General features: G+C 72.4%; 24 protein-coding genes and 1 pseudogene. 16 read left to right on the forward strand and 9 right to left on the reverse strand.

What is annotated here, in order from left to right:
• The first annotated feature begins 311 nt into the window (after positions 1-311).
• Positions 312-1,892 (forward strand): alkaline phosphatase PhoX, encoded by a 1,581-nt coding sequence (locus tag ASG96_RS00075; protein WP_057585849.1) that lies wholly within the window; start codon positions 312-314, stop codon positions 1,890-1,892.
• Between the two features lie 82 nt (positions 1,893-1,974).
• Here ASG96_RS00075 and ASG96_RS00080 read toward each other — a convergent pair whose 3' ends face one another.
• Together ASG96_RS00080 and ASG96_RS00085 are read right to left on the reverse strand one after the other, a co-directional pair.
• Positions 1,975-2,961 carry a sugar phosphate isomerase/epimerase gene (locus ASG96_RS00080; RefSeq protein WP_057585851.1) on the reverse strand — a complete coding sequence of 329 codons (987 nt, stop codon included), beginning with the start codon at positions 2,959-2,961 and terminating at the stop codon, positions 1,975-1,977.
• Between the two features lie 47 nt (positions 2,962-3,008).
• Complete coding sequence (locus ASG96_RS00085; RefSeq protein ID WP_057585853.1) at positions 3,009-4,187, reverse strand: Gfo/Idh/MocA family protein; 1,179 nt, start codon at positions 4,185-4,187, stop codon at positions 3,009-3,011.
• A gap of 165 nt (positions 4,188-4,352) precedes the next feature.
• Here ASG96_RS00085 and ASG96_RS00090 point away from each other — a divergent pair, with 165 nt between their 5' ends.
• Together ASG96_RS00090 and ASG96_RS00095 are read left to right on the forward strand one after the other, a co-directional pair.
• Complete coding sequence (locus ASG96_RS00090; protein ID WP_057585855.1) at positions 4,353-5,456, forward strand: LacI family DNA-binding transcriptional regulator; 1,104 nt, start codon at positions 4,353-4,355, stop codon at positions 5,454-5,456.
• Positions 5,457-5,496: 40 nt separating this feature from the next.
• The gene (locus ASG96_RS00095) at positions 5,497-6,153 is read left to right on the forward strand and encodes a VOC family protein (RefSeq protein WP_057585857.1); all 657 of its coding nucleotides are present in this window, start codon (positions 5,497-5,499) and stop codon (positions 6,151-6,153) included.
• A gap of 9 nt (positions 6,154-6,162) precedes the next feature.
• Here ASG96_RS00095 and ASG96_RS00100 read toward each other — a convergent pair whose 3' ends face one another.
• Together ASG96_RS00100 and ASG96_RS00105 are read right to left on the reverse strand one after the other, a co-directional pair.
• Positions 6,163-6,999, reverse strand: coding sequence for an alpha/beta fold hydrolase (locus ASG96_RS00100; RefSeq protein ID WP_057585859.1), 837 nt, complete (start codon positions 6,997-6,999; stop codon positions 6,163-6,165).
• 81 nt (positions 7,000-7,080) lie between these two features.
• Entirely contained in the window at positions 7,081-8,109 is a 1,029-nt protein-coding gene (locus tag ASG96_RS00105; protein WP_082591536.1) for a LacI family DNA-binding transcriptional regulator, read from the reverse strand.
• 117 nt (positions 8,110-8,226) lie between these two features.
• On the opposite strand from ASG96_RS00105, the gene ASG96_RS00110 reads away from it, so the two are divergent.
• Together ASG96_RS00110 and ASG96_RS00115 are read left to right on the forward strand one after the other, a co-directional pair.
• Complete coding sequence (locus tag ASG96_RS00110) at positions 8,227-9,273, forward strand: Gfo/Idh/MocA family oxidoreductase (protein ID WP_057585862.1); 1,047 nt, start codon at positions 8,227-8,229, stop codon at positions 9,271-9,273.
• Positions 9,273-10,064 carry a TIM barrel protein gene (locus tag ASG96_RS00115; RefSeq protein ID WP_057585864.1) on the forward strand — a complete coding sequence of 264 codons (792 nt, stop codon included), beginning with the start codon at positions 9,273-9,275 and terminating at the stop codon, positions 10,062-10,064. Before ASG96_RS00110 ends, ASG96_RS00115 begins: the two co-directional genes overlap by 1 nt.
• 150 nt (positions 10,065-10,214) lie before the next feature.
• On the opposite strand, the gene ASG96_RS00120 is transcribed toward ASG96_RS00115, so the two are convergent.
• From ASG96_RS00120 to ASG96_RS00130, 3 genes are all read right to left on the reverse strand, one after another.
• Entirely contained in the window at positions 10,215-11,066 is an 852-nt protein-coding gene (locus tag ASG96_RS00120; RefSeq protein WP_200962632.1) for a hypothetical protein, read from the reverse strand.
• 24 nt (positions 11,067-11,090) lie between these two features.
• On the reverse strand, positions 11,091-11,825 hold the full coding sequence (locus tag ASG96_RS00125) for a sulfite exporter TauE/SafE family protein (protein ID WP_056755665.1): 735 nt from the start codon (positions 11,823-11,825) through the stop codon (positions 11,091-11,093).
• 73 nt (positions 11,826-11,898) lie between these two features.
• Entirely contained in the window at positions 11,899-12,396 is a 498-nt protein-coding gene (locus ASG96_RS00130) for a MarR family winged helix-turn-helix transcriptional regulator (protein WP_057585867.1), read from the reverse strand.
• A 39-nt stretch (positions 12,397-12,435) separates the two neighbouring features.
• On the opposite strand from ASG96_RS00130, the pseudogene ASG96_RS00135 reads away from it, so the two are divergent.
• The 9 genes and pseudogenes from ASG96_RS00135 to ASG96_RS00175 form a co-directional block, all read left to right on the forward strand.
• Positions 12,436-13,266: pseudogene (locus tag ASG96_RS00135) on the forward strand (EamA family transporter); the annotation flags it as partial.
• Between the two features lie 110 nt (positions 13,267-13,376).
• Positions 13,377-14,744, forward strand: coding sequence for an NAD(P)/FAD-dependent oxidoreductase (locus ASG96_RS00140; RefSeq protein WP_057585869.1), 1,368 nt, complete (start codon positions 13,377-13,379; stop codon positions 14,742-14,744).
• A 198-nt stretch (positions 14,745-14,942) separates the two neighbouring features.
• The gene (locus ASG96_RS00145; protein ID WP_057585871.1) at positions 14,943-16,613 is read left to right on the forward strand and encodes a VCBS repeat-containing protein; all 1,671 of its coding nucleotides are present in this window, start codon (positions 14,943-14,945) and stop codon (positions 16,611-16,613) included.
• Between the two features lie 266 nt (positions 16,614-16,879).
• Positions 16,880-17,737 carry an HAD family hydrolase gene (locus ASG96_RS00150; protein ID WP_056755675.1) on the forward strand — a complete coding sequence of 286 codons (858 nt, stop codon included), beginning with the start codon at positions 16,880-16,882 and terminating at the stop codon, positions 17,735-17,737.
• Between the two features lie 19 nt (positions 17,738-17,756).
• Entirely contained in the window at positions 17,757-18,704 is a 948-nt protein-coding gene (locus ASG96_RS23520) for a hypothetical protein (protein WP_056755679.1), read from the forward strand.
• A 47-nt stretch (positions 18,705-18,751) separates the two neighbouring features.
• Positions 18,752-19,192, forward strand: coding sequence for a YciI family protein (locus ASG96_RS00160; RefSeq protein WP_056755681.1), 441 nt, complete (start codon positions 18,752-18,754; stop codon positions 19,190-19,192).
• Between the two features lie 52 nt (positions 19,193-19,244).
• The gene (locus ASG96_RS00165; protein WP_082588634.1) at positions 19,245-20,570 is read left to right on the forward strand and encodes an RNA polymerase sigma factor; all 1,326 of its coding nucleotides are present in this window, start codon (positions 19,245-19,247) and stop codon (positions 20,568-20,570) included.
• 118 nt (positions 20,571-20,688) lie between these two features.
• On the forward strand, positions 20,689-21,522 hold the full coding sequence (locus tag ASG96_RS00170) for a uracil-DNA glycosylase family protein (protein WP_056755685.1): 834 nt from the start codon (positions 20,689-20,691) through the stop codon (positions 21,520-21,522).
• Positions 21,507-22,949, forward strand: a complete 1,443-nt coding sequence (locus ASG96_RS00175) for an amidohydrolase family protein (RefSeq protein WP_235506556.1) — start codon at positions 21,507-21,509, stop codon at positions 22,947-22,949. Before ASG96_RS00170 ends, ASG96_RS00175 begins: the two co-directional genes overlap by 16 nt.
• A gap of 107 nt (positions 22,950-23,056) precedes the next feature.
• Here the strand turns inward: ASG96_RS00175 and ASG96_RS00180 are convergent, their stop codons facing one another.
• Positions 23,057-23,509, reverse strand: coding sequence for a helix-turn-helix domain-containing protein (locus tag ASG96_RS00180; protein ID WP_056755689.1), 453 nt, complete (start codon positions 23,507-23,509; stop codon positions 23,057-23,059).
• A 107-nt stretch (positions 23,510-23,616) separates the two neighbouring features.
• Here ASG96_RS00180 and ASG96_RS00185 point away from each other — a divergent pair, with 107 nt between their 5' ends.
• Together ASG96_RS00185 and ASG96_RS00190 are read left to right on the forward strand one after the other, a co-directional pair.
• Complete coding sequence (locus ASG96_RS00185) at positions 23,617-23,997, forward strand: TIGR03618 family F420-dependent PPOX class oxidoreductase (RefSeq protein WP_056756409.1); 381 nt, start codon at positions 23,617-23,619, stop codon at positions 23,995-23,997.
• Positions 23,994-24,866 carry a hypothetical protein gene (locus ASG96_RS00190; RefSeq protein ID WP_056755692.1) on the forward strand — a complete coding sequence of 291 codons (873 nt, stop codon included), beginning with the start codon at positions 23,994-23,996 and terminating at the stop codon, positions 24,864-24,866. Before ASG96_RS00185 ends, ASG96_RS00190 begins: the two co-directional genes overlap by 4 nt.
• 145 nt (positions 24,867-25,011) lie before the next feature.
• Here ASG96_RS00190 and ASG96_RS00195 read toward each other — a convergent pair whose 3' ends face one another.
• Positions 25,012-26,055: a TerC family protein gene (locus ASG96_RS00195; RefSeq protein ID WP_056755695.1), complete on the reverse strand. Its 1,044-nt coding sequence runs from the start codon at positions 26,053-26,055 to the stop codon at positions 25,012-25,014.
• Positions 26,056-26,108: the final 53 nt, after the last annotated feature.

The following is a 26,108-nucleotide window of genomic DNA, read 5'->3' on the forward strand; positions in this document are numbered from 1 at the left end:
CCTCCCCCGATGACAGGTCGTGGACCGAAACTATCGCACCCCGTGGCGACCGGTGGCCCTGTCCGGCAACCCCGGCCGCCGCGAGGGCTGGGCACCTCGTCGAGGTGCCCGATGACGACGCGACGCGGACGCCACCATCCGGTCAACCTGCGGCCGAACGCCCCGGTCGACGAGACTTCACCGACGCGTCGGCGCGATCTTCCACGCCGTTCACGGGATCCGAAGGGTTCTCCCAGACTTCGCGGAAAGTGTTGAGGCGTCTCAGTTCCTCATCCCCGGGCACTCACACCGGGCGCACGAGAGGCTTCTCCGTGAACACTCCCACCATCGTCAAGGCAGGGCTCGTCGGCACCCTCGCCGCGGCCGCCGCCTTCGCCCTCGGCGGCTCCTCGGCCGACGCGCACGGCGGCCTGCCCGTCGTCAACGTGCCGCACGCCAACCCCAGGTTCGGCGTCCAGAACGACGTCCTGACCCCGTCGGCGACCCAGACGTCCGTCGCGTGGGGCAACCTGCCGATGACCAACCCCGACACCGCCAACGGGGTCACGCACTACGGCTACAACACGCTCGACGGCGCGCCGTTGACGCAGACGAAGAACGAGGCCCACAAGACGGAGCCCGACAAGAACGTCTACCTCGTCCTCGGCGGCAAGCACTACCTCTACCAGGGCCACGAGATCGGCCCGCGCGGCTACGTCACGCGCATCAACCTCGACGAGACCGACCCCCTCAAGCGGGTGACGCTCATCTCCGACACCGACACCGTGGGCAACGCCTACCCCACCATCGACGGCATCACGTGGAACCCGTTCACGCAGCAGCTGCTCCTCACGGCCGAGTCGAGCTCGCCCAAGGGCGGCGTCTTCGGCGTCGGCCTCGACGCGAACGGTGACCCGGTCGACGGTGGCAGGGCCATGCGGCTCGACGCACTCGGTTCGGGCGGCTTCGAGGGCATCCAGAACGACGCCGACGGCAACGTCTGGATGCTCGAGGACATCGGCGGCACCGGCGCGAGCGGCGGCAAGGTGCCCAACAGCTTCGCCTACCGCTTCGTGCCGACCGACAGGACGGACCTCACGAAGGGCGGCACGCTCCAGGCCCTCCAGATCGAGCGCGCCGACGGGACGCCGGCGACGACGTCCCAGCTCCAGTCGAACCCGTCGGACCCGTTCATCTCGCAGCTGCACACGTACGGCTCGTCGTTCGCGACCCGGTGGGTCACGATCCACACCGGCACGACCGGCGCCTTCGACGCGACGGCCGCCGCCAAAGCCGCGAACGCGACGCCGCTCAAGCGCCCGGAGAACGGCGTCTTCCGCCCCGGCACCGGGTTCAGGGAGTTCTACTTCACCGAGACGGGCGACACGAGCACCTCGAGCACCCTGCCCGGTGCGTACGGCGGTGTCTTCCGCGTCTCGCAGACGAGCTCGAGCGCCGACAGCGGACGCATCTCCATCGCCGCGGTCGGCGACGAGGAGCACACCGGCTTCGACAACATCGCCTTCGCGACGGCTGACGACCTCCTCGTCGTCGAGGACGCCGGCGACGGCCTCCACACCCAGCGCAACGCGCTCGACTCGGGCTACGTCTTCCACCTCGCCGACCGGGCGTCCGGTGAGGAGTACGCCGCCGGGCGCGGTCGCGCACCCCAGCCGGTGCGCTTCCTCGCCGAGGGTCGCGACGCATCCGCGACGTTCGACTCGATGAGCGGCCCGTCCTACAACGACGGCGACAACGAGATCACCGGCATCCACGTGTCCGACGGTGACCCCACGGTGGATGGCGTCCTCGGCGCCAAGCTGCCGCAGCCCACGACGTCGCCCGCCTGGCGGACGTTCTGGACCCAGCAGCACGGCGACAACGCGACGTGGGAGATCAGCTGGAACGACTGAATGACACTCGGTTGAGGTATCCGCGCCGCAAAACGTGCGGCGCGGATACCTCAACCGGGTGCGGGCGGGAGCACCGTGACGCTCAGATGCCCTTCTCGGCCTCGATGAGGGTGTTGGCGGCGAAGCGCAGGCCCTCGAGCTGGTCGAGCTCCTGGTCCTCGTGCTCGATGTTGACCGGCATGTCGGGGTCGACCTTGTGCAGGGCGCGGAGGAACTCGGTCCAGTACGCCGTGTCGTGGCCGCGGCCCACGGCGACGAAGTCCCACGACGGGCTCTTGGGCCAGCCACTGAGCGTGGACCCACCACCGAGAGGCAGGTACCCGGGCTGGCCCTCGGCGACGCGGTAGAAGGAGTCGTCGATGACGCCGTTGACCTTGGCCGCCTCGTTGATCTGGGTGTCCTTGGCGGCGGCGATGAAGACGAGCTCACCGAGGTCGGCGACGGCGAGGACCGGGTCGATGCCCTGCCAGAAGAGGTGGCTCGGGTCCATCTCGGCGCCGACGTGCGTCGCGCCGGTCTCCTCGACGAGGCGGTGCAGGGTGCGCGGGTTGAAGACGATGTTGCCGGGGTGCATCTCGATGGCGACTCGGACGTCTGCGGCGGCGGCCCTGGCCTGGACGTCCTTCCAGTAGGGCACGGCGACGCTCCACTGGTGGTCCTGCACGTCGAGGAACGGGCTCCACCAGGGGAGCGGGTTCCACACGGGGACAGACGTACCCGCCTCGCCACCAGGTGCGCCGGACATCGTGATCACACGCGGGACGCCGAGGAGCGAGGCGAGCTCGATCGAGTCGAGAAGGTCCTGCGAGTGCGGGAAGCCGGCCGCCGGGTGCAGCGGGTTGCCGTTGCAGTTGAGGGCGGTCAGGGTGAGGCCGCGGGAGCTGAACTCGCCGAGGTAGTCCTGCCGGGCCTGCTCGCTCGCGCGCAGGTCGTCGACGGGCAGGTGGATGGGCGGCAGGAAGCCGCCCGAGTTGATCTCGACGCTCGTGAGCCCGAGGCTCTTGATCATGTCGAGGGCCTCACCGAGGGGCTTGTCGCCGAGGCAGGCGTTGTAGGCGCCGAGCTGCATGGTCGTACCTTCCGGAAGTGCTTGGGGTGGTGGGCGACTCGAGCGGTTCAGGCGAGGGAGACGGACGCGCCGTCGGCGGCTGCCGACCTCGTGACCGCGTCGATGATGGTGAGGTCGCGCAGGCCGTCCTCGAAGGTCGCGACGGGAGGAAGGCCGTCGATGCCGGCGACCTGCTCGAGGAAGGCCCGGCACTGGTAGCCGAAGAGGTCGCCGACGCCGTAGGACACCCCGGGGAAGTCCATCGGCAGGCCGCCCTTGACGTAGGGGTGGGCGGGACCGGCGAGCACCTGGTTGTAGCCGTCCAGGCCGTCGTCACGCAGCTTGCGGATGACGGAGAACTCGGCCGGCCGGTCCATGTCCCACTTCGCGGCGCCGTGCTCGGCCATGAGGTCGAAGGCGAGCGAGTTCGCGTGGCCCGGGGCGATGCGCGAGATCGAGAAGGTGCCGACGGCGCCGGACTCGAAGTGTGCGGTGAAGGTGGCGACGTCGTCGTTCTCGACCGGCTCGCGGACGTCGGACAGCTCGGCCTTCGCGTGGCCGTAGGTCGTGCCCAGCGGCACGGCGCGATCAGTCACCTTCGTCGTGAACGTCGCGCCGCTCACGGATGCCATCGGCCCGCAGAGGAACTCGGCGAGGTCGATGAGGTGGCTGCCGATGTCGGCGAGGGCTCCGGTGCCGGGGCCGCCCTTGTAGCGCCACGCCATCGGCGTCTCGGCGCTGCGGGCGTAGTCGCACCAGTAGCGCCCGTTGAAGTGGCTCACCTCGCCGAGCTCGTCGTGCAGCAGGTCGCGGATCGCGGCGACGGCGGGCTGGCGGCGGTAGACGAACGCCGTGCCGGTCGTGAGGTCCGGGTGCTTCTCGGCGGCGGCGATCATGGCGCGGGCGTCGTCGATGCTCGCCGCGAGCGGCTTCTCGCACAGCACGTGCTTGCCGGCGTCGAGGAGCGCCTCGACGATCTCGCGGTGCAGGTGGTTGGCGACGACGACGCTGACGACCTGGACGTCGTCGGCGGTCAGCAGCTCGCGCCAGTCGGTGCCGTGGCGCTCGTAGCCGTAGCGGCCGGCGGCGTCCTTGGCGACGCCCTCGTTCGCGTCGACGACGGCGGCGTACCGGATGGGCGGCAGCGGCGGGTCGAAGAGCGTGGGGGCGGTGCGGTAGCCGGCGCAGTGCGCCCGGCCCGCCATGCCGGCGCCGATGACGGCGACGCCGATGGGTGACTGCGTCATGGGATGTACCTCTCTGGACATTCCTGTTCGGTGGTGCGCAACCAGCGCTTAAAGCGCTTTAAGGCTACGATGGCTCCAGTGTGCGGAGCACCGTCCGCGCCTGTCAACCCTTTGTTCTGACAATCTGTCCCGAGCCCGTCCCGGCGCAGCCACCGAAGGAGTCGTATGCCGTCCCGCCCCTCGCGTCCCCGCCTCGAGGACGTCGCCTCCCGGGCCGGCGTCAGCACCGCCTCTGCATCGCTCGTCCTGCGGGGCCGGCCCGGACCCGGCGCCGCCACGAGGGAGGCCGTGCTCGATGCGGCCCGAGAGCTCGGCTACCGCGCCGACCGCACCGCGAGCCTCCTCGCGCGCCGCCGCACACAGCTGCTCGGCGTGACGATGGACGTCAGCAGCACCTTCCACGCCGAGCTGCTCGAGGACCTCCAGGCCGCGGCCGACGAGCGCGGCTACGACATCGTCGTCAGCCCCCTGACGCGCACGCGGGACGAGCGTCGAGCCGTGGAGACGCTGCTCGACTTCCGGTGCGAGGCGCTGCTGCTGCTCGGTCCACGGCTGCCCGACGCCGAGCTCGCCGCCCTCGCCGAGGAGCACCACGTCGTGGCCATCGGCCGGCGAGCGCAGGCCGCCGGCGTCGACGTCGTGCGCGCTGCCGACGACGTCGGTGTCGCCCTCGCCGTCGAGCACCTGGTCGGCCTGGGACACCACGACATCGCCTTCGTCGACGGTCCTCGGGGCCCGATCGCCACGCTGCGCCGGCAGGGCTACCGCCGCGCCATGAAACGCCTCGGTCTCGCCGACGCGAGCCTCGTCGTCGAGGGTGGAGGGGACGAGGAGGCTGGCGCTGCCGCCGCCCTCCACCTCCTCCACCACCCCCAACCGTCGAGAGGCCACGTCGCGCCGCCCGTCGGCGGTCGAGAGGCCACCTCTGGCCGATCCCGTATGCCGTCCGCCGTCGTCGCGTTCAACGACCGGGCCGCGCTCGGCCTCCTCGACCGCCTGCGGCGGGAGGGCGTCGACGTGCCGGGTGACGTCTCGGTCGTCGGCTACGACGACAGCCTCATCGCCCGCCTCGCCACCGTCGACCTCACGAGCGTCAGCCAGATCCCCGAGGCGATGGCGACGGCTGCGGTCGAGGCAGCGACGCAACGCCTCGACGACGGGCGCACCGAGCCCGTCGAGCTCGTCCTCGAGCCGAAGCTCGTGGTCCGCGGCACGACGGCGGCGCGCGGTGACACGACGACCCGACGGGACGGCATACGCGCGGACTGACAGGGCGCGCGCCGTCGGTGGATCGGGCTACGGTCGGATCATGGCCGACAAGCTCACGCGTCAGGCAGCGTCCGACGCCCTCCCCACGTGGCGGTTCCTGCTCCAGCGGATGCACCTCACGGTGCAGGCGCCCGACGTCGCGACGGCCTTCGACTTCGTCGCACGGGTCGGCGCCGTGGCCGCGCCCCTGGGCCGGCAACCCGACCTCGACGTCCGCGGCACCGTCGTGCACCTGGCCGTGTCGACCGAGCCGGCGGGTGGCGTCAGCGACGCCGACATCGCGGTCGGTCGGGCCGTTGACTCCGTCGTCGCCGAGATGGGGCTGACGTCGCAGCCCGGGACCCTCACGGTCGTCGAGATCGCCATCGACGCCATGGACATCGACGCCGTCCGGCCCTTCTGGGACGCCGTCCTCGGCTGGGACGTCATCGCCCGCGACGACGTGCAGGACCCGCTCCGCCTGGGCCCGGCCTTGTGGTTCCAGCAGATGGACGAGCCTCGGCCGCAACGCAACCGGATCCACCTCGACGTCACGGTCGCCCATGACGAGGCGCCCGGACGCATCGAGCGGGCCCTCGCCGCCGGCGGGCACCTCGTGTCCGACTCGAGGGCTCCGGCCTTCTGGATCCTCGCCGACCCCGAGGGCAACGAGGCCTGCGTGTGCACGTGGCAGGGGCGCGACCCCGTCCCGGGCTGACCGGGGCCCTCAGTCCTCCAGGGCGGCGGACACCAGGCGTGCGAAGCGCGCCGGGTCGTCGACCCAGGGGAAGTGGGCGGCACCCGGCTGCACGACACAGCGGCCGTCGTCGAAGATCGCGGCCAGCTCGGCTCCCAGGTCGGGTCCCGGCATGAGGTCGAGCTCGCCCACGACGACGCGCACCGGTGCCCTGAGCGACGTGAGCGCCGCCCGGGTGGCCGCCGCGTCGACCGGCGCGGCGCGGAACGCCCGGGTGCCCTCGCGGTTGCGCTGGGCGTCGTCCGTGGCGGCGTGCTGCTGCGCGGTCCCGGTCCACCGGCCGTAGAGGAAGGGTGACATCGCCTGCCTCGTGGCCGGTGAGTCGTCCTCGGAGTCGAGGGCACGCCTCGCCGACGCGAACCACGGCTCGTGGGAACGCAGCGCCACGCGCGCCTCCCACTCGTCGTCGCTGATGTCGAGGCCCACGGCCGACGTGCCCGGGGTGATGAGGACGAGGCGCCCGATCCGCCCGGGGTGGCGGGCGGCATACAGCAGGGCCACCGATGCTCCGGCGGAGTGGCAGAGGAGGTCGGGGCGCTCGAGCCCGAGATGGGCGCGGAGCGCCTCGAGGTCGTCGGCGAGCCCCGAGGGGCCGTATGCCGTGGGGTCGGCCGGGAGCGGCGAGGCGCCCGTGCCGCGCGGGTCGGGGATCACGAGCGAGCGTCCGGCGACCGTCGCGAGGCCTCCGAGGTCGCCGAGGTAGGCAGGGTCCCGCGCCGGGCCGCCGGGCCAGACGACGACCGGGTCACCCGTGCCCTCGATGCGGTAGGCGAGCTCGGTGCCGTCGTGGGACGTGTAGGTCGGCATGGGTCCAACCTGCCAGTCGGGATGGCCGCCGCGCCTGCTCATCGTCGTCGGGTCACCGTGACGCTCATGGCGGCGCCAGCATCACGAGGGCGTGTTGCGACGGGTGACCGGCGCCGTGCTGGCCCGCACGACGAGCTCGGGCTCGATGACGACGGGCGGGGGCGGTGTACCCGGCGGACTCTCGCCGTCGAGCCGCTCCGCGAGGGTGCGCACCGCCTCGGCCCCGAGGCGCTCGGCGTCCTGGCGCACGGTCGTCAGCGCCACGTGCGGGTAGGCCGCCTCCGTGATGTCGTCGAAGCCGACGACGGACACGTCGCCGGGGACCCGGAGGCCCGCCTGCCGCACGACGTCGACGAAGCCGATGGCGCACCGGTCGTTGAACGCCGCGACCGCGGTGGGGCGCCCGCGGGCGGTCTGGGCGAGGAACGCCCGGGCCGCCACGGCCCCCTCGAGCTCGCTGGGTCCGCCGGGCAGGATGCTCTCGACGAGCCCCGGTGCCCGGCGCACCGCCGCACGGTAGCCACGACGCCGTTCCGCCGCTCCCGCCGTGCGACCGCCGTCGAGCAGGGCGATCCGCGTGTGGCCGAGGGCGTGGAGGTGCTCGACCGCGAGGCGCAGCCCCGTGGCGTCGTCGGTGCGCACGACCCCGACCTCTCCGCCGGGCACCGGTCGCAGCACGCTGACGACCGGCAGGCGCCTCGCGAGGCGCGCCAGCTGAGCCGTCGACTGGCTGCTGCCGAGCAGGACGATGCCCTCGCAGCGCTCCGCGAGCAGGGTCTCGACCGCGGCCGCCTCGGAGCGGGAGGGTGTGACGCCACTCAGGACGAGCTCGTAGGCCGCCGCGTCGGCGTGCGTGTAGAGGCTCTCCATGAGGTCGCCGTGGAAGGTGTGCCCGACGCTGAAGGTCACGCCGAGCGTGCGGGTGCGGCTGCTGCCGAGGCGGCTGGCGCGCGTGTCGGGGCGGTAGTCGAGGTCGCGGGCCGCGGCGAGCACCCGTTCACGGGTTGCCTCGGATGCGCCGGCGACGCCGCGGAAGACGATCGACACGAGGGCGCGCGAGACGCCGGCACGTGCGGCGACGTGCTCCATCGTGACCCTCTCGCTGTCCACGTCCGCGACTCTAGAGCGCTCCATGGATCCGGGCCACCCCTTGACCGGTGTGGCGGTGGGACGCTTCAATGGGAGCCGCACTAGAGCGCTCTAGTTCACATCTGCGAAGGAGCAGCCATGACGCGCATCGACCCGGTCCGCTTCGGTCTCGTGGGAGCCGGCCGCATCGGCACCCACCACGCCACGACCCTGGCCCGTCGCCTCGGCGAGGCCGAGCTGGTCGCCGTCGCCGACCCGCGGGCCGCAGCCGCCGAACGGCTCGGAGCGCACCTCGGGGTCGAGTGGCTCACCGACGCCCAGGCACTCATCGACGACCCGCGGGTCGAGGCCGTCGCCATCACGTGCGCGAGCACGGCGCACGCCGACCTCGTCGTCGCCGCGGCCGAGGCCGGCAAGGCGGTCTTCGTCGAGAAGCCGATGGCCCTGACCCTCGCCGACGCCGACCGCGCCATCGCCGCGTCGCGAGCCGCCGGCATACCCCTGCAGGTGGGCTTCAACCGGCGCTTCGCCCGCGACTTCGGGGCCGCCCACGAGACCGTCGCCGCCGGCGGTATCGGGACGCCCCAGCTGCTGCGCTCGCTGACGCGCGACCCGGGGCTCGCCGACCCGGCCGGGGTGCCGCCGTGGACGATCTTCACGCAGACGCTCATCCACGACTTCGACGCCCTCAACTGGTTCAACGCGGGCGCGACGGCAGTCCAGGTCTCCGTCATGGCCGACGCCCTCGTCGCCCCCGAGTTCAGGGACGCCGGGCTGCTCGACACCGCCGTCGTCACCATCCGCTACGACAACGGCGCCATCGCCGTCGCCGAGGCGAGCTTCTCGGCTGCCTACGGCTACGACGTGCGCGGCGAGGTCTTCGGATCGGCCGGCATGGTCACCGCGGGCAGCCCTGCGCACCTCGGCACCGCCCACTGGGGCGCGGCTGGGGTCACGAGCCCGACGGCCCGCGCCGACACCGACCTCTTCACCGACGCGTATGCCGCCGAGCTCGCGGCCTTCTGCACCGCGGTCCGCGAGGGCGAGCCCACGCAGGTCGGCGGCGAGGACGCCCGAGCCGCGCTGCGGATCGCGCTCGCGTGCATCGAGGCCGTCGAGACCGGGGGCACGGTCACCGTGCGCGACTCCGACCGCGACCTCGCCGCCGCTCGGGCCGGTGCCTGATGGCGACCCCGTTCACGCTCGCGGTGAGCGCCGAGATGGTCTTCCTCGACCTGCCCTTCGCCGAGCGGGTGCGTCGCATCCACGGGCTCGGCTTCCAGGTCGAGATCTGGGACTGGACCCGTCATGACATCGACGAGCTCGTCGCCCTGCGTGACGAGGGCGTCGTCTACTCGTCGATGACCGGCTACGTCCGCGGTCGGCTCAGCGACGACGAGGGAGCCGACGAGCTGCTCGCGACAGCTGCCGAGTCGGTGCCGGTGGCCCAGCGGCTCGGCATCCCGCGCCTCAACCTCCACGGCACGGGCCTCGACGACCGCGGCCTGCCCGTACGGCCCGAGCCGGTCGCGACCGGCCCGATGTGGCTCACGGCGCAGCGCACGCTCGGGCGCATCGCCGAGCTGGGGGAGCGGGAGGGCGTGATGTTCGTGCTCGAGAACCTCAACACCGCCGTCGACCACCCCGGCGTGCCGTTCGCGACGGCCGCCGACTGCCTGGCCCTCGTCGAGGCCGTCGACAGCCCGCACCTGAAGCTGATGCTCGACCTCTACCACGCCCAGATCGGCGAGGGGAACCTCATCGAGCTCTGCCGGCGGGCGCTGCCGCACATCGGCGAGATCCAGGTGGCCGACGTGCCCGGCCGTCGCGAGCCCGGCACCGGCGAGATCGCCTACCCGGCCGTCGCCCGAGCCCTCGTCGAGATGGGCTACACCGGACCGGTGGGGCTCGAGGGATTCGCCTCGGGCGACGACGAGCTCGCGCTCAAGCGCTTCCGCGACGCCTTCACTCCCTGACCTTCCGCTCGGCCAGGCCCCCCGTTCGAGGCGATCCCGGCACCGACGCGGGTGCCGCCATCACCTCGAACCCGCGGCGGAAGGGCTGGTTCGAGGTGATCCCGGCACCGACGTGCGTCGCAGGATCACCTCGAACCGCCGCGGGGGCAGTCAGCCGCGGGAGCTGACCCAGTCGGGGAGGATGCCGCTGCCCAGGGCTGCGGCTCGCAGGGGCGCCGCCAGCTCGGCGACCCGTCGCGTGCCCTCGAGCCCGAGGTACGCCCAGCCCTCGAGGGCCATCCGGTCCGTCTCGCGCTCGAGGTCCTTGCGGAAGGCGAGCCCCTCCTCGGTGAGGGCGTCGCCGTCGACGAGGCCCCGCTCGGTGAGCCGCTCGACCGCAGCCGTCCACTCGTCGTCGGACCAGCCGCGGCTCGACCGCATGAAGCCGGTGTTGCCCGCGAAGAGGCCGCCGATGACGATCGACTCCACCGGGTCGAGCCCGGCGCGCAGCAGGGCCGCCACGTGACCGTCGCCGCGGTGCTCGCGGATCAGTGTCGCGGCGTGCCAGAGCGCGAGGCGCGGCTCGTCGGGCCACGCGAGCCCGGCGTGGGCGGCATACAACGGGCGGCCGGGGGCCGTGAGGCCGGCGCAGACGGTGCGGGCGAGGTCGAGCAGCTCGGTGACGTCGGTGTCGCCGACGACACGGTCGAGCACGACCGCCATGCCGTCGCGGCGGGCCTGCTGCACCTGCTCCGGGCTCGCGACCGACCATGACGCCGGCAGGGCCTTGGCGTGCAACCACGGAGCGAAGACGTAGAACGTCGCCGTCGGCACCTCGGGCCCGACGGCTCCGAAGGCGGCCGAGCGTCCGGCGAAGTAGCTGAGGCGCGGGTGCAGGCCGAGGGCGACGTACGCGTCGCGCACCTCGTCGGCGAAGTAGCCGAGCACGTGGAGCGTCTCGAGGCCTCCCCACGCCTGGCGGGAGGCTCGGACCAGGTCGACGTCGTCGGCGGTGCGGCTCATGACCAGCACCCTAGGCGCCGTGCCTCACCGGACGACGAGGGCCAGGGCCGAGACGACGGTCGCGGCGAGCACGGCCTGGTCGAAGCGGGTCTGGCTCAGTCGCCGCGCCGTGTGCAGGCCGATCCACGTGCCGACGAGGACGAGAGGAGCGAGCAGCACGGTGCGCCAGAGGGTCTCGACGCTGAAGAGGCCGAGCCCGACGCTGAAAGGCACCTTGCAGAGGTTGACGCCGAAGAAGAAGAGCGCGCCGGTGCCGAGGAAGCGGCGCTTCTCGACGCCCTGCGCGACGAGGTAGAGCGTCATGACGGGGCCGGCGGCGTTCGCCGTCATGGTCGCGAAACCCGCGGCCGCGCCGGTGCCGAGTGCGGCGGCCCGGGACGACCCGACGCGGGTGGTGTCGGGAGAGCGCCACGTGAGGACGAGCTGGAGCGCCGCGAGGACGAGGAGCAGGCCACCGATGGCGCGGCGGAGGGTCGTGTCGTCGACCCAGGAGAGGAAGAGGGCGCCGAGGACGAGGCCGGGCAGCACCGCGGGGAGGAGCCGCTTGAGCAGGCCGATGTCGGCGTCGCGGCGGTAGTGCCAGACCGCGACGACGTCGCCGATGAGCAGCAGCAGCAGGATCGCGGCCGTCGACTCCTTGGTGGGCAGGACGAACGCGAAGATCGCGATGGCGATGCTCGCGACCCCGCCGATGGCCGTCTTGGCGAAGCCGATGAGCAGCGCGGCGACGCCGAGCAGCACCAGCGACGTGACCGTCATGGAAGCGCAGCGTAGGCCGACGACGCCGCGAGCGCCGGGCCGTCCATCGCGTCGCCTCGCGTGCCCTGTGCGGTCAGACCCCGAGGGGTGCGCCGAGCTTGGCCAGCAGGCGGGCGAGCGTCGCTCGTTCGCTGGTCGTCAGGGGCTCGAGCAGGCGTGCCTCGTTGGCGAAGTGCTCGGGTGCTGCGCGGTCGATGAGCTCGCGCCCCGTGCCGGTGAGGACCACGATGCGGCTGCGCCGGTCGCCGTCGGAGACCCGCCGTTGGACGAGACCGGCACCCTCGAGCCGGTCGAGCCGCTTCGTCACGGCTCCGGAGGTCACCATCGTCTGGTCCATGAGCTCCGTGGGGGTCAGCTCGTAGGGCTCACCGGTGCGTCGCAGGGTCGCGAGCACGTCGAAGTCTCCCTCGCCGAGCCCGTGGGCGTTGTAGACCTTCACGAGCTCGGCCGTCAGGGCGAGCGCGAGCCGGTGCAGGCGGCCGATGACGAGCACCGGGCTCACGTCGAGCTCGGGACGCACGACCGCCCACTGGTCGACGACGTGCTGCGCGTGGTCCTGGTGCTGGTCCATGGCTGGAATATATCTTCTCCGGAAGGTAGTTTACCTTCCATGGAAGACAATCGAGCGAGCTGGGCGAACGTCGCGCTGACCGCGATCCCCGCCGCCGTCTGGGGATCCACGTATGCCGTCACGCAGCAGTGGCTGCCACCGGGCCGTCCGCTCTTCGCCGCCACGGTGCGGGCCCTGCCCGTCGGGCTCCTCATGCTCCTCTGGGTCCGGCGCCTGCCGAGGGGCGACTGGTGGTGGCGCTCGCTCGTCCTCGGCTCGCTCAACATCGGCCTCTTCTACGCACTCCTCTTCCTCGCCGCCTACCGCCTCCCGAGCGGGCTCGGTGCCACGCTCGTCGCGACCGCCCCGATGGTGACGATGGGCGTCACCTGGCTGCTCATGGGTCGACGGCCCGCTCGTGTGGCGGCGGCCGCCGGGCTGACCGGCCTCCTCGGAGTGGCGCTGCTCGTGCTCCAGAACGGCCTCGACAAGCCGCTCGACCCGCTGGGCCTCGGGGCGGGGCTGGTCGCCGTGGTGCTCTCGTCGGTGGGTTTCGTCCTCACGCGGAAGTGGTCGCCGACCGAGCACGTCGTCACCATGACGTCGTGGCAGCTCGTCGCCGGCGGGCTCGTCCTCCTGCCGATCGGTTTCGTCGTCGAAGGCGCACCGCCGGCGCTCGACCTGCCCGCCGTCGGAGCTCTCGTCTATCTCGGGCTGATCGGCAGCGGCGTCGCCTACGTCCTGTGGTTCCGCGGCCTGGCCGTCCTGGGTCCGACGTCAGCCTCGATCATCGGCCTCGTCAACCCCGTCGTCGGGGTGCTCCTCGGCGTGGTCCTGCTCGGCGAGCACTTCGGCCCGGTCCACCTTGTCGCCATGGTCCTCGTCGTCGGCAGCGTCGTCGTCGCCCAGGAGCCGGTGCGTGCCCGGCTCACCCGAGGTGCCGGTCGACCACGACGCCCGGCGCCTCTTCCCTCCGGGGCCGGCGCGGGTAAGGCTGTGGCATGGCCACCGACACCGACCACACCTTCGACGTCATCGTCATCGGGCTCGGGCCGGGAGGTGAGCACGTCGCCGGCACCCTCGCCGAGCGCGGCCTGCGCGTTCTCGGCGTCGACCACGGCCTCGTGGGCGGTGAGTGCCCCTACTGGGGCTGCATCCCCTCGAAGATGATGATCCGCGCCGCCGACGCGCTCGCCGAGGCCCGCCGCGTCGACGGGCTGGCCGGGTCGGTCGGCGGCGTCACACCCGACTGGTCGGTCGTCGCGAGGCGCATCCGCGAGGAGGCCACCGACAACTGGGACGACCGCGTCGCCGTCGAGCGGCTGACCGGGAAGGGGGCGACCTTCGTCCGGGGCTCCGGCCGCATCTCGGGACCGGGACGCGTCGACGTCGACGGCACCGCCTACACCGCGACGACGGGCATCGTCGTCAACACGGGCACGACGGCCGCGATCCCGCCGGTCGAGGGCCTCGCGGACACGCCCTACTGGACCAACCACGACGTCGTCGAAGCCGCCGAGCTGCCTGCCTCGATCGTCGTGCTCGGAGGTGGCGCGATCGGCTGCGAGCTGAGCCAGGTCATGGCGCGCTTCGGTGTCGAGGTGACGGTCGTCGAGGCCGCCGACCGGCTCCTGGCGCTCGAGGAGCCGGAGGCGTCCGCGGCTCTACAAGTGGCCCTCGAGGCCGACGGCATCACGGTGCGCCACGGTGTCGGCGCCGACACGGTCAGCCACGACGGGTCGGTCTTCACCGTGACGCTGGCCGACGGGTCGGTCCTGACGGCCGAGAAGCTCCTCGTCGCCACCGGGCGCCGCGCCGACCCCGCCGCCGTCGGGCTCGACACGGTCGGCGTCGCCAAGGACGCCCGCACCGCCCCGGTCGACGACCGCTGCCGCGTCGCCGACGGCGTGTGGGCGGTGGGCGACATCACCGGCAAGGGCGCCTTCACCCACGTGTCGATGTACCAGGCGGGTGTCGTGATCCGTGACGTCCTCGGCGACGACGGCCCACCGGCGGAGTATGCCGCCCTCCCGCGCGTCACGTTCACCGATCCCGAGGTCGGTGCCGTCGGGATGACGGAGCAGCAGGCCCGCGAGACGCTCTCGAACGTCCTGGTCGGCGTCACACCGCTCGGCGAGACGACCCGCGGCTGGATCGCCAAGGCAGACGGCCTCATCAAGGTCGTCGCCGACGCCGACCGCGGCGTCCTCGTCGGTGCCACGACGATGGGACCGGCGGGCGGAGAGGTGCTCGGGGCGCTCGCCGTCGCCGTGCACGGCAAGGTCCCGATCGAGCGGCTGCGCTCGATGATCTACGCCTACCCGACACTCCACCGCGGCATCGAGGACGCCGTCGGTCGCCTCGCCTGAGCCCGTTCCCCGCGACGTCCCGGGCGCCGACCCCCGCAACGAGAGACGTGCGTCCGGCTCCGCAGCGGCGACCCCGGCCCTACAGTGCGGACTGCAGGTGACGAGCTCGGCAGGAAGACAGGGGCAATGGACACGTCCGCGCGCGCAAAGGCAGGTCAGGCAACCGAGGGTTCGACCCGGCGGGGCCGACGGCGCCTAGTGGCCGCTCTCGCAGCAGCCCTCGTCTGTCTCGGGTCGGCGTCGGCCGCCGTGGCTGCCGACACGGCTGACCTCATCGAGGAACTTCACTTCAGCGTCGTGCTGGACGCCCAGGCCGCGTCCGTGGTCGTCCCGCAGCCCGACACGCCCGCGGGAACGACCTACTCCTACGTGTGGGCCGACGAGACGGGTGAGCTGGGGCGCACGACGACGACGGAGACGCTCGCCACGACGGCCGTCGGCCGGGCCAAGTTCGGTCGCACCTTCACGGCCACCGTCACGGCTGTGGCCCCGGACGGGCGCACCGAGACCGCCACCAGTGCGCCGCTCGTGGCCACGCGGTGGCAGGTGGGGGGCATCGCCTACGACGAGTCGAGCAGGCAGTTCCAGATGCAGCTGCCGCACCTGCCCGCCCAGTTCGAGGCCGAGCTCGGCACGGTCTCGGTGACCTACCTCTGGTCGCGGGCCGGCGCGGCGATCGCCCCCGACCCCGGCCTGCCCGGGTGGGTTCACGCCCGGACCGCCGCCGACGAAGGGCGCACCCTGTCGGTCTCGGTCCAGTCCGTGCAGGCAACCACCGGCGCGAGCAGCGTCTGGTCGTCCGGGAGCACCCCACCCGTCGGGGTCGTCATGGTGTCGCTCACGACCGAGGGCACCGTCGCATCGGGCCAATTCGTCCGCGCCGCCGTGAGGATCCTCTCCTGGTATCCCGGCAGCCAGTCCGTGGTCCCGGACCTGGCGTGCAACGGCCAGTGGTACCGCAACGGGGTGGCCCTCTACGGCAGGACGGGCCTCCAACACAGGATCCACACCATGGAGCGCTCGACGACGCTCCAGGCCAACGTGCGCTGCTCGAGCCCCGGCTACCTGCCGATCAACCTCTGGACTGCGAAGCTCGCCGTCCCCGGCGCGCCGGCTCTGGTCTCGTTGTGGAACGGCGATGCCCTGCGCGAGCTCTGCGAGTTCCACCCCTGGTACGACACTCTGATGATGCACGTCGGCCGACCTGGCACCTTCGACCTCGACAACGGTCTCAGCACGTCGGTGATGCCGACGCGGTCGGTGAACTCGATCGCGCTCGCCGGGGACCTCGACGACGACGGTCGGGAGAACCTCGTCGCCAGGGACTCTTCCGGCGCGCTGTGGAGCTACTCGTCCGGGCAGAACCGCGTCCGGATCGGGGCCGGCGGGTGGAACTCGATGAACCTCCTCGTCACCGGCGGCGACTTCACGGGTGACCGGATGGCCGACCTCTTCGCCAGACGCTCGACGGGGGAGCTCGTCTTCTACCCCGGCCGAGGCCTGCAGGGGCTCGGTGCGGGGAAGGTCGTGGCCGCGAGCACGTTCCGTGCCGCTAAGAAGATCGTCACGATCGGCGATGCCAACGGGGACGGCCTCGCCGACCTCCATGTCCAGTGGGGCAACGGCGACCTCTCGTTCTACGCCGGCAGGGGCGACGGCACGTTCGCGTCGCCGGTCCGCGTCGGTACCGGCTGGGGCTCGATGACCAGGCTGCTGGCCGGGCGCGACCTCGACCGCGACGGGAAGGCCGACCTGCTGGCCCTCGACACGGCGGGCCGGCTCTGGCTCTACCCCGGCAACGGCAGGGGCGGCTTCACCGCCCGAAGCCTCACCAACTCCGGGCACCCGTTGGGCACCGGCATCTACTGAGCCCTCACGCCTCGCCGGGCGGGCCGCCCAGCGACGACCATTGGTCGTCGTCGGCGCGCAGACGCGGCGTGTCATGCGGCGTGTCGAAGTGGGTTGACGAGCAACGGTCGTCCGTCGGCAGCCGGGCGCGCGTACGTCAGTGCTGCATGGGGTGCAGCACTGACGCAGCGACCTCCGGGTGACGGGCCGGTGACGGCTGCGCGACGCGCGGGGGACGAGTGTCCGGGCCTGCTTGGGCGGCTCGAGCCGGACGATACGGTGAGCGCATGGCACAGCGACTGCTCGCCCTCGACCTCGATGGCACGACCCTCAACCACATGGGCGAGCTCTCCGACGGCGTCCGCGACGCCGTCCAGGCGCTGCCCGAGGACATCGCGGTCGTCATCGCGACGGGCCGGTCGATCATCGCCACCACACCGATCCTCGACGCTCTCGGGCTGCGGCAGGGCTACGCGATCTGCTCCAACGGGGCACTGACCCTCCGGCTCGATCCGACTGCGGCAGAGGGCTACTCGATCATCGACATGGTCACCTTCGACCCGCAGTCGGTCCTCGAGAAGATGCGCGTCGCGCTCCCCGACGCCCTCATCGCCGTCGAGGAGCCCGGCGTCGGCTTCAAGGTGAGCAAGCACTTCCCCGACGGCGAGCTCATGGGCGAGTCGCGCGAGGTCGAGTGGGACGAGCTCATCGCGCACCCCGTCACCCGTGTCACCCTCCGTCAGCCCGAGGCCACCGCCGAGGAGTTCATGGAGATGGTCGAGCGCGCCGGTCTGCACGGGGTGTCGTATGCCGTCGGCTGGTCGGCGTGGCTCGACATCAACCCCGAGGGCGTGTCCAAGGCGAGCGCGCTCGAGCTCGTCCGCCGTCAGCTGCGCGTCGAGCCGATCCACACCGTCGCCTGCGGCGACCAGCGCAACGACCTCGAGATGCTGCACTGGGCCGCGTGGGGCGTCGCCATGGGCAACGCCCCCGACCAGGTCAAGGCCGTCGCCGACGAGGTCGCCGGTCACGTCGACGACGACGGCCTCGTCCCGGTCCTCGAGGCGGTGGCGCAGGCCGCCCGTGAGGGTGTCGCCTTCCGTGACGGGGTCGAGTCGGCCGCGACCGCCCGGCTCGAGCTCTAGGCCGGACGGCAGGACCCCCGTGCCGATCGTCTTCGTCCACGGCGTCGCGGTCCGCGACGAGGACCCGGGTCTGGCCCGGGCGACCCGGGCCTTCGGCGAGGTGCCGTGGCCGACGATCGAGGCGCACCTGCGCGAGCACGTCGCGCCCGCAGTCTCCGACGACCCGGGCGGGGTGCCGATCATGCGGGTCTACTGGGGTGACCTCGGAGCGCACTTCGCGTTCGGAGGCCGCTCCCTCGTGTCGCGGCCCCTCGACGTCCCGGCGGCCGCCGAGGAAGTCGCCGCCGCCGCAGCCGACGTCGCCTCCGGTGCAGCGGCCGCGGCACTTCCGGACCTGACGGGCGCGGACGCCGCGACCGCGTCACGGCGCGTCCGGCGACTGCGCGGCGCGGCGACCTCCCTGCGGCGGCCGCTCGAGGACTTCGTGCCGGTCTTCCTCGGTGACGTCATGACCTACATCTCGACGCGAGGCAGCGCCGAGTCGCCGGGGCCCATCATCGAGCGCGTCCTGGCCGGCCTGGACACCGCGGCCTTCGCCGCCGAGAGCCGCGGCGAGCCGCTGGTCGTGCTCACCCACAGCATGGGCGGGCAGATCGTCTACGACCTCGTCACCCACTTCCTGCCCCGGATGCCGGAGCACCGGGGCATCCGCATCGACTACTGGTGCGCCGCCGCGTCGCAGGTCGGCCTCTTCGAGGAGCTCGGGCTCTTCCTCGAGAGCGCGCCCGACCGCGGACCCGGCCCGGCGGCATACCCTCCCCGCGAGCACCTCGGCGGCTGGTGGAACGTCTGGGACCACGCCGACCTGCTCAGCTTCCGCGCCGAGGGCATCGTCGACGGCGTCGACGACTCGGCGTTCTTCGCCGCGGGGAGCCTCGCGACCGACCACTACCGCTACCTCGCCAACGCCGACTTCTACCGGGCTCTCGCCCGTCGTGTCGAGAACTCGCTGTCCCGTTCGACGTAGGGATGAGGCGGGGGCCTGACCCGCACCGACAGCACGAGGAGACCGTCATGCGCTTCATGATCATCGTCCCCGCCGGCCCCGACTCGGAGCAGGGCTCGACCGGCACGCAGGAGCAGTTCGCCGACATGCAGGCCTACAACGGGGAGATGCTCAGGGCGGGCGTCTTCGTCGACGGCCAGGGCCTGCACCCGTCGTCCAAGGGTGCGCGCGTCAGGTGGGAGGACGGTGACTGGGTCGTCACCGACGGGCCGTTCGCCGAGGCCAAGGAGCTCATCGCCGGCTTCACGATCATCGACGTCAGCTCGCGAGAGGAGGCGCTCGAGTGGCTCCGGAAGTGGCCCGTGTCGTGCGTGCCCGGCCCGGGGCAGGCGCTCGAGCTGCGCCAGGTCTTCGCGGCCGAGGACTTCGGCGACGAGTTCACCCCTGAGATGCGTGGGCGCGACGAGCAGATGCGCGCGGAGGCCGCCCGCAACGCCGCGCGCGGCTGACCGTCGGCCGGGCCGGCAGCTGCACGACACCGGTCCGTGCCAGAGTGTCGGGGTGTCATCCACCGCCGACCAGACCGACGAGGGCAGGGCCCGAGAGCCGCACCCGACATCGTCCGACGACGTCCAGCGCACCCTCGAGGCCGTCTGGCGCATGGAGGCCGCCAAGGTCACGGCGATCGTGGCCCGCGTCGTCGGTGACGTCGGCCTCGCGGAGGACCTCGCGCAGGACGCCTTCGTGCAGGCGCTCGAGCAGTGGCCCCGCGACGGCATTCCGACCAAGCCGGGTGCATGGCTCACGTCGACCGCCCGGCGGCGGGCCATCGACCGCATCCGGCGCGACGTCAACCTCGCGAGCAAGCTGCAGCAGGTGGGACACATGGAGGAGCTGAGGGTGGCCGAGCTGGCCGAGGGCGACTTCGACGCCGCGCTCGAGGACATCGACGACGACGTCCTCGGCCTCGTCTTCGCTGCCTGCCACCCGGCACTCACCGCCCAGGCGCGGATCTCGTTGACCCTGAGGATGATCGGTGGACTGACGACCCGAGAGATCGCCCGCGCCTTCCTCACGACCGAGCCGACGATCGCCCAGCGCATCTCCCGCGCGAAGAAGACGCTGAGCCAGGACGGCGTCACCATCGAGATCCCGTCGGGCGCCGACCTCGCCCCGCGGCTGGCGTCGGTCCTCGAGGTCGTCTACCTCATCTTCAACGAGGGGTATGCCGCCACGTCGGGTCGCGACTGGGTGCGCGGCGACCTCATGGAGGAGGCCATCCGGCTGGGCCGCGTCCTGTCGGCTCTCGCTCCCGGCGAGCCCGAGGTGCACGGCCTCCTCGCGCTCATGGAGATCCAGGCGTCGCGCACCCGTGCCCGCATCGGCCGCGACGGCGAGCCGGTGCTGCTCCTCGACCAGGACCGCACCACGTGGGACTGGGCCCTGATCCGTCACGCCCTCGCCGCCCTCGACCGGGCCGTGTCGCTCGTCGACGCGTCGCAGGGCGTCACCGGTCCCTACGTGCTGCAGGCCGCCATCGCTGCCTGCCACGCCCGCGCCCGCACCCCGGATGCCACCGACTGGGCGCGCATCGCCGGCCTCTACGCCCAGCTCGCCGCGATCCGCCCGTCGCCCGTCATCGACCTCAACCGTGCCGTCGCGCTGTCCTACGCCGAGGGTCCGGAGGCCGCGCTCGAGGTCGTCGACGGGCTCGTCGCCGCCGAAGCCCTCGCCGACTACCACCTGCTGCCGAGCGTCCGCGGCGACCTGCTCGCCCGGCTCGGCCGCGACGACGAGGCGCGCGCCGAGTTCGCCCGCGCAGCCGGCATGACCCAGAACGACGCCGAGAGGGCCCTCCTCCTGCGTCGCGCGGCCGGCGAGGACTGAGGCCGGCCCCGACCGGACCGACGGCCGATCCGCCGATCCGCCGACGGGCTGGATGTATCAGGACTACCGTCGAACCACCCTGCACTGACAACGGCTGTCGATCGGGTGGAGGTCTGCCATGGCCGTGGTGCACCAGAGCTGCGTCGGCTACGGCGCCGAGCCCTTCGCGTCGCTCGTCGCCGACTATCCCGGCGACGACGTCTACCCCGCGGCCGACTTCCGCACCGAGTGGGGCCCGGTCTTCCACCGTGGCCGCCTCGACGGCAGCGCCCGCGTGCTCGTCCTCGGCCAGGATCCTGCGACGCACGAGGCGATCTCGCGCCGCATCCTCGTCGGTGAGGCCGGCCAACGCGTCCAGGGGCTGCTGGCCAAGGTCGGCGTCCACACGGCATACGCGATGGTCAACGTCTACCTCTACAGCGTGTTCGGGCAGGCGGCCGGAAGCCGGCACGCCAAGGACGCGGCCATCGCCGCCTACCGGCACCGCTGGCTCGACGCCCTGCTCGTCGGCACCGACGTCACGGCCGTCGTCGCGCTCGGCGACCTCGCGTCGACGGCGTATGCCGCGTGGGCGCGGACCCAGCCCGACACCGACGCGGCGCTACACCTGGCAGCGATCCGGCACCCCACGTACGCAGAGGGATTCGCGCGCGCGTCAGGCAAGCCGCTCGCCGAGACGACCGCCGCGCAGCTCGCGAACTGGAACGACCACCTCGCCGACCTCGCCGCCCACGTGACCCCCGAGGGGCCGGGCGACCTGACGCCGTACGCCGCCACGTGGGGTCCCACCGACCTCGCCCCGATCCCCGAGGTCGACCTCCCACCCGGTGCTCCGGCGTGGTGGCGGGACGTCGACGCGTGGGCGGCCCGCACCGGCGAGGACAAGCAGACGAAGCGCGCGACGATCAGCGTCGTCGTCCCGAAGGGAGCCCGCACATGGCCAGCTCTGTGACCCGCCCGGCGCGGCCAGCCGCCGGCACGAAGTCCGCCCTCGAGCACTGGGGGCCGGGCGGATCGGGCCGCGGCCCGGGGCCGTTCGCCAAGGCCTACGCCCGCGGCATCACCGAGGAGCTGCCCGAGCCGCCGCGCCGGTCTCGCGCGCTGCCCCCGGCGCCCTTCGCGCTGCACGGCGCCGTCATCACCCCCGACGGGGCCTGGTCGAGCGGCTACGTCACCGTCGCGAACGGCCTCGTCGACCGCGTCTCCAAGCGCAAGCCGACCGACGTCGCCGTGCTCGAGACCGACGGCGTCATCCTGCCGGGCCTGCTCGACCTCCACGGCCACCCGGAGTTCAACGTCTTCGCGGCCTGGGAGCCGCCCAAGATCTACGACAACCGCTACGCGTGGCGCCGGTCCAAGCCCTACCAGGCGCTCGTCCGCGACCCGCAGAACATCCTCCTGACCCAGGTGCCGCCGAAGACGCAGACCCGCTACGCCGAGGTGCGCGCCCTCGTCGGCGGCGTCACCGGCATCCAGGGAGCGTCGGGTGCGAGCAGCGCGTCGTCCGAGCCGCTCGTGCGCAACATCGACCAGTGGGCCTTCGGCGCCCACCGTGCACGGTCGATGATCGACCTGCCCTCGGGGTCGTTCGGGCTGCCGAGCTTCGAGGCGGTCATGGCGCGCATCACCGCGGGTGACGTCAACGCCTTCTACCTGCACCTGTCCGAGGGCCGACGCGGGGATGCCGTGAGCGCCAAGGAGTTCCAGCACTTCCTCACCCTCGGCGGGGCGACCCCGGCCACGAACATCATCCACGGCAGCGCCCTGACCGCCGACGACCTGCGCACCGTTGCCGGGCTCGGCTGTCGGCTCGTCTGGTCGCCCCAGTCGAACCTCCGGCTCTACGGCGAGACGACCCTCGCCGGGGAGGCCATCGCGGCCGGCATGCCCGTCGCCCTCGGCGCCGACTGGCTGCCGTCGGGCTCGACGAGCCTGCTCGCCGAGATGAAGGTCGCCCGCCGAGAGCTCGCGCGACAGGGCCACCCGGTCGCCGCCGCCGACCTCGTCGCCATGGTGACCTCGGTCGCGGCCCGGCTCGCCGGACTCGACGACCACCTCGGGTCGCTCGCCGTGGGCCGCCCGGCCGACCTCGTCGTCCTCGAGCGGCACCTCCCGGACCCCTACGAGAACGTGTGCCTCGCCGACCCGTCCTGGGTCGACCTCGTGTGCATCGGCGGCGACGTCACCTACGGCCGCGCCGACTGGTTCGGGCAGCTCTCGGGTGCGGCGACCGGCACGACGATCGAGGACCTCACCGCGTGGGGCAAGCCGATGCGTCTCGACACCGGCTTCCAGGGCGGCACGGACGTGCCCTCGCTCTCGGCCGTCCGCACGGCGCTCACCGCCGCCTACCCCGCCGTGGGCCCGATCTTCGCCTGACGGCATACGCCCCCGCAGGCGCGGTTCCACATCTGAGGCACGCCTGGGGGACGGCCACCCATCGCGTCGTGTGTGTCCCTGACCCGACGTGTGCGGCTGCGGTCGGGTCAGGTGGCCGCTCCGGGACCGGGCAGCACGTCGACGTCATCGGCGTGCATGGGGTCGCCGCAGCGGCTGCAGCGCGGGTCGACGGACGCGATCTCGCCACACGCGTGGTGGCGGTAGAGCACGGGTGGACCCGCCGAGCCCGCGAGCCAGCGGTCGCCCCACCGCGCCATGACCATGAGCATCTCCACCAGCTCGGTCCCCTTCTCGGTGAGGTGGTACTCGAAGCGGGGGCGGGCGTCGTAGGGACGACGCTCGAAGACGCCCTGGTCGACGAGATGGTTGAGCCGCTCGGTGAGCACCTTTCGAGAGATGCCGAGGTCGGCTTGGATCTGCTCGAACCTCGTCAGGCCGACCCAGACGTCACGCAGGATCAGCGGCGACCACGGCTCGCCGATGACGTCGAGCGTGCGGGCGATCGAGCACGTCATGTCGCCGAACTGGGTGCGCTGCATGGGACCAACCTAGCATTCGGGGTTCCCTGAAGGAACTCATGCTGTTACGGTCAACAAGTCTCTTGAAGGAACCTCGGAGACTCTGCCCATCTGTGAAGGAGCACGACATGCTCGACGACGACGTCCGCACCGTCCTGGACGGCACCCCCATCGCCCACCTGGCCTCGACCCTTCCCGACGGCTCCCCACACTCGGTGCCGCTGTGGATCGGCACCGTCGGAGACCGCGTCGCCTTCCTCACCGGACCCGGCTCCCGCAAGGCCCGCAACCTCCGCCGTGACCCCCGGGTCGCCATCTCGCTCACCCCGCCCGACGCCCCGTTCACGCCCGTCGTGCTGCGGGGCCGCCTCGTCGAGTGGCTCGACGGCGACGCCGGCTGGGCGGCTGTCGACGACCTCTCGATGAAGTACGTCGGTGCCCCCTACGGCCGCGACGAGGAGCGGGTCGTGGCGCTCGTCGAGGTCGAGCACCAGAAGCTGGGGATGTGACGACGATGCGTGACGGCGACGGCCTGACCGGCCTGACCGGCCTGACCGGCCTGACCGGCCTGACCGTCGCGACCGACGAGCAGGTGCAGGAGCTGGCCGGGACCGCGCGGACCTTCAGCCTGCTCGTGCTGCGCTGGGCGCCCGGACGGCACCACCCTCCCCGGTCGGACCTGAGCGCCCGAACACGATCCGAACACGACCCGCACCGAGGCTTCACCTGCGTGCGCGAACGTAGGGGCATGAACAACGACACCCGCCGGACGACCGGCCTCCTGCGCTCATCGACGGCCCTCGGTGCGGCTGTCCTCGTCCTCGGCAGCCTCGCCCTCGGGGCCTGCTCCAAGACCGACGCGACCGGCACCGCTGCCAGCGCCATCGGCGCCGCGCCGCTCGAGCAGGATGTCGCCGCGACCGATGGCGACACCATCGACCTCGTCTCGGCAGCCGTCGAGACCCCGGCCACCGCCGACGCCGCCCAGGGTGCCGACGCCGCCCAGGGCGGCAAGGGCGACCGCAAGGGCCTGCGCGTCCGGATGATGCGCGCCCTGCACGGCACCTGGGTCACCGACAGCCCGACCGGCCCGGTGACCCACCAGGCGATCCGGGGCGACGTCACCGCCGTCTCCGCGACGTCGGTCACGGTCAAGGCCAAGGACGGCTTCTCGCAGACGTTCGCGGTCTCCGGCGACACGAGGGTCCGGGTCCGCGCCAACGGCAAGGGCGCCGACTCGACGATCGGCGCCGTCAAGGTGGGCGCGAAGGCGCTCGTCGCCGGGGTCGGCGCGACGAACCCGACGGCGCGAGTCGTCGTCTTCAAGGTCATGACGTCCCAGCCCGGCGGCTCACCCTCCCCGAGCGCGACGAGCTGAGGCGCGGCACCCCGCCGGAGACGGGCCGGACGGGGTGCGGCAGACGAGGGAGGCGCCCCGCACCCGGCGGGACGCCTCCCTCATGACGGTCGGGACGGCATACGACCGCGTACGCCGTGTGGCCGGCCGGACGGCATACGTCCCCTCAGGCGTGCGGCAGCGGCGACGGCTCGTCGTCGGGCTCGTCCGCCTGCTCGGCCTCGGTCCGCCGGTTGGCGAGCAGGCTCGTCACGGTGACGACGGCGAGGATGCCGATGATGACCGCGAGTGAGAGCAGCGTCGGGATCTCCGGGACGCCCGGCCACACCCCGTGCGCCCAGTGCAGGACGAGCTTGACGCCGATGAACGCGAGGATGAGCGACAGGCCGTGGCCGAGGTGGACGAGCTTGGCCAGGGCGCCCTCGAGGACGAAGTAGAGCGCGCGCAGGCCGAGCAGCGCGAACGCGTTGGTCGCGAAGACGAGGTAGGCGTCGCCGGTGATGCCGTAGACGGCCGGTACGGAGTCGATGGCGAAGACGATGTCGGTGCCGAGGATCGCGACGGCGACGAGCGCGAGCGGCGTCAGGGCGCGCCTGCCGCCGTGGCGGACCGTGAGGCGGGTGCCCTCGTAGGTGTCGGTGACCGGGTAGAAGCGGCGGATGAGCGTGACGCTGCGCAGCTGGTCGACGTCCATGCTGTGGTCGGTGTGCGAGAGCGCGTCACGACCGACCTTGACGGCCGTCGCGAGCAGGATCGCCCCGAAGAGCAGGAAGGTCCACGCGAAGCTCGCGATCATCTGCGCGCCGAGGGCGATGAAGACACCGCGCAGGACGAGCGCCCCGCCGACGCCGATGAGCAGCACACGCTGGCGCAGCTCGCGCGGCACCGCGAACGCCGAGAGCAGGATGATGAAGACGAAGAGGTTGTCGACCGACAGCGACTTCTCGACGATGTAGCCGGTGTAGTACTCGACGCCCTGCTGGGAGCCGTACTGCCACCAGAGCCAGCCGCCGAAGGCGACGGGGATCGCGATGTAGAAGGCCGACCAGCCGACCGCCTCGCGCATGCTCGGGTCGTGCGGGCGTCGGGTGATGAGGAAGTCGATGACGAAGAGGGCGGCGACGCCGGCGATGGTTGCGATCCACAGCGTCGGCGAACCGATCGACTCGGTGGGCGGCGCCGGGGTGGCGGCGGACAGGGCAGTGAGCATGGGTCTCCTCAGAACGTGATGTCTGAGGTCTCCTTCACCGACTGCCGTCGGCC

The organism is Terrabacter sp. Soil810 (assembly GCF_001429645.1).
Classification (GTDB): Bacteria; Actinomycetota; Actinomycetes; order Actinomycetales; family Dermatophilaceae; genus Terrabacter.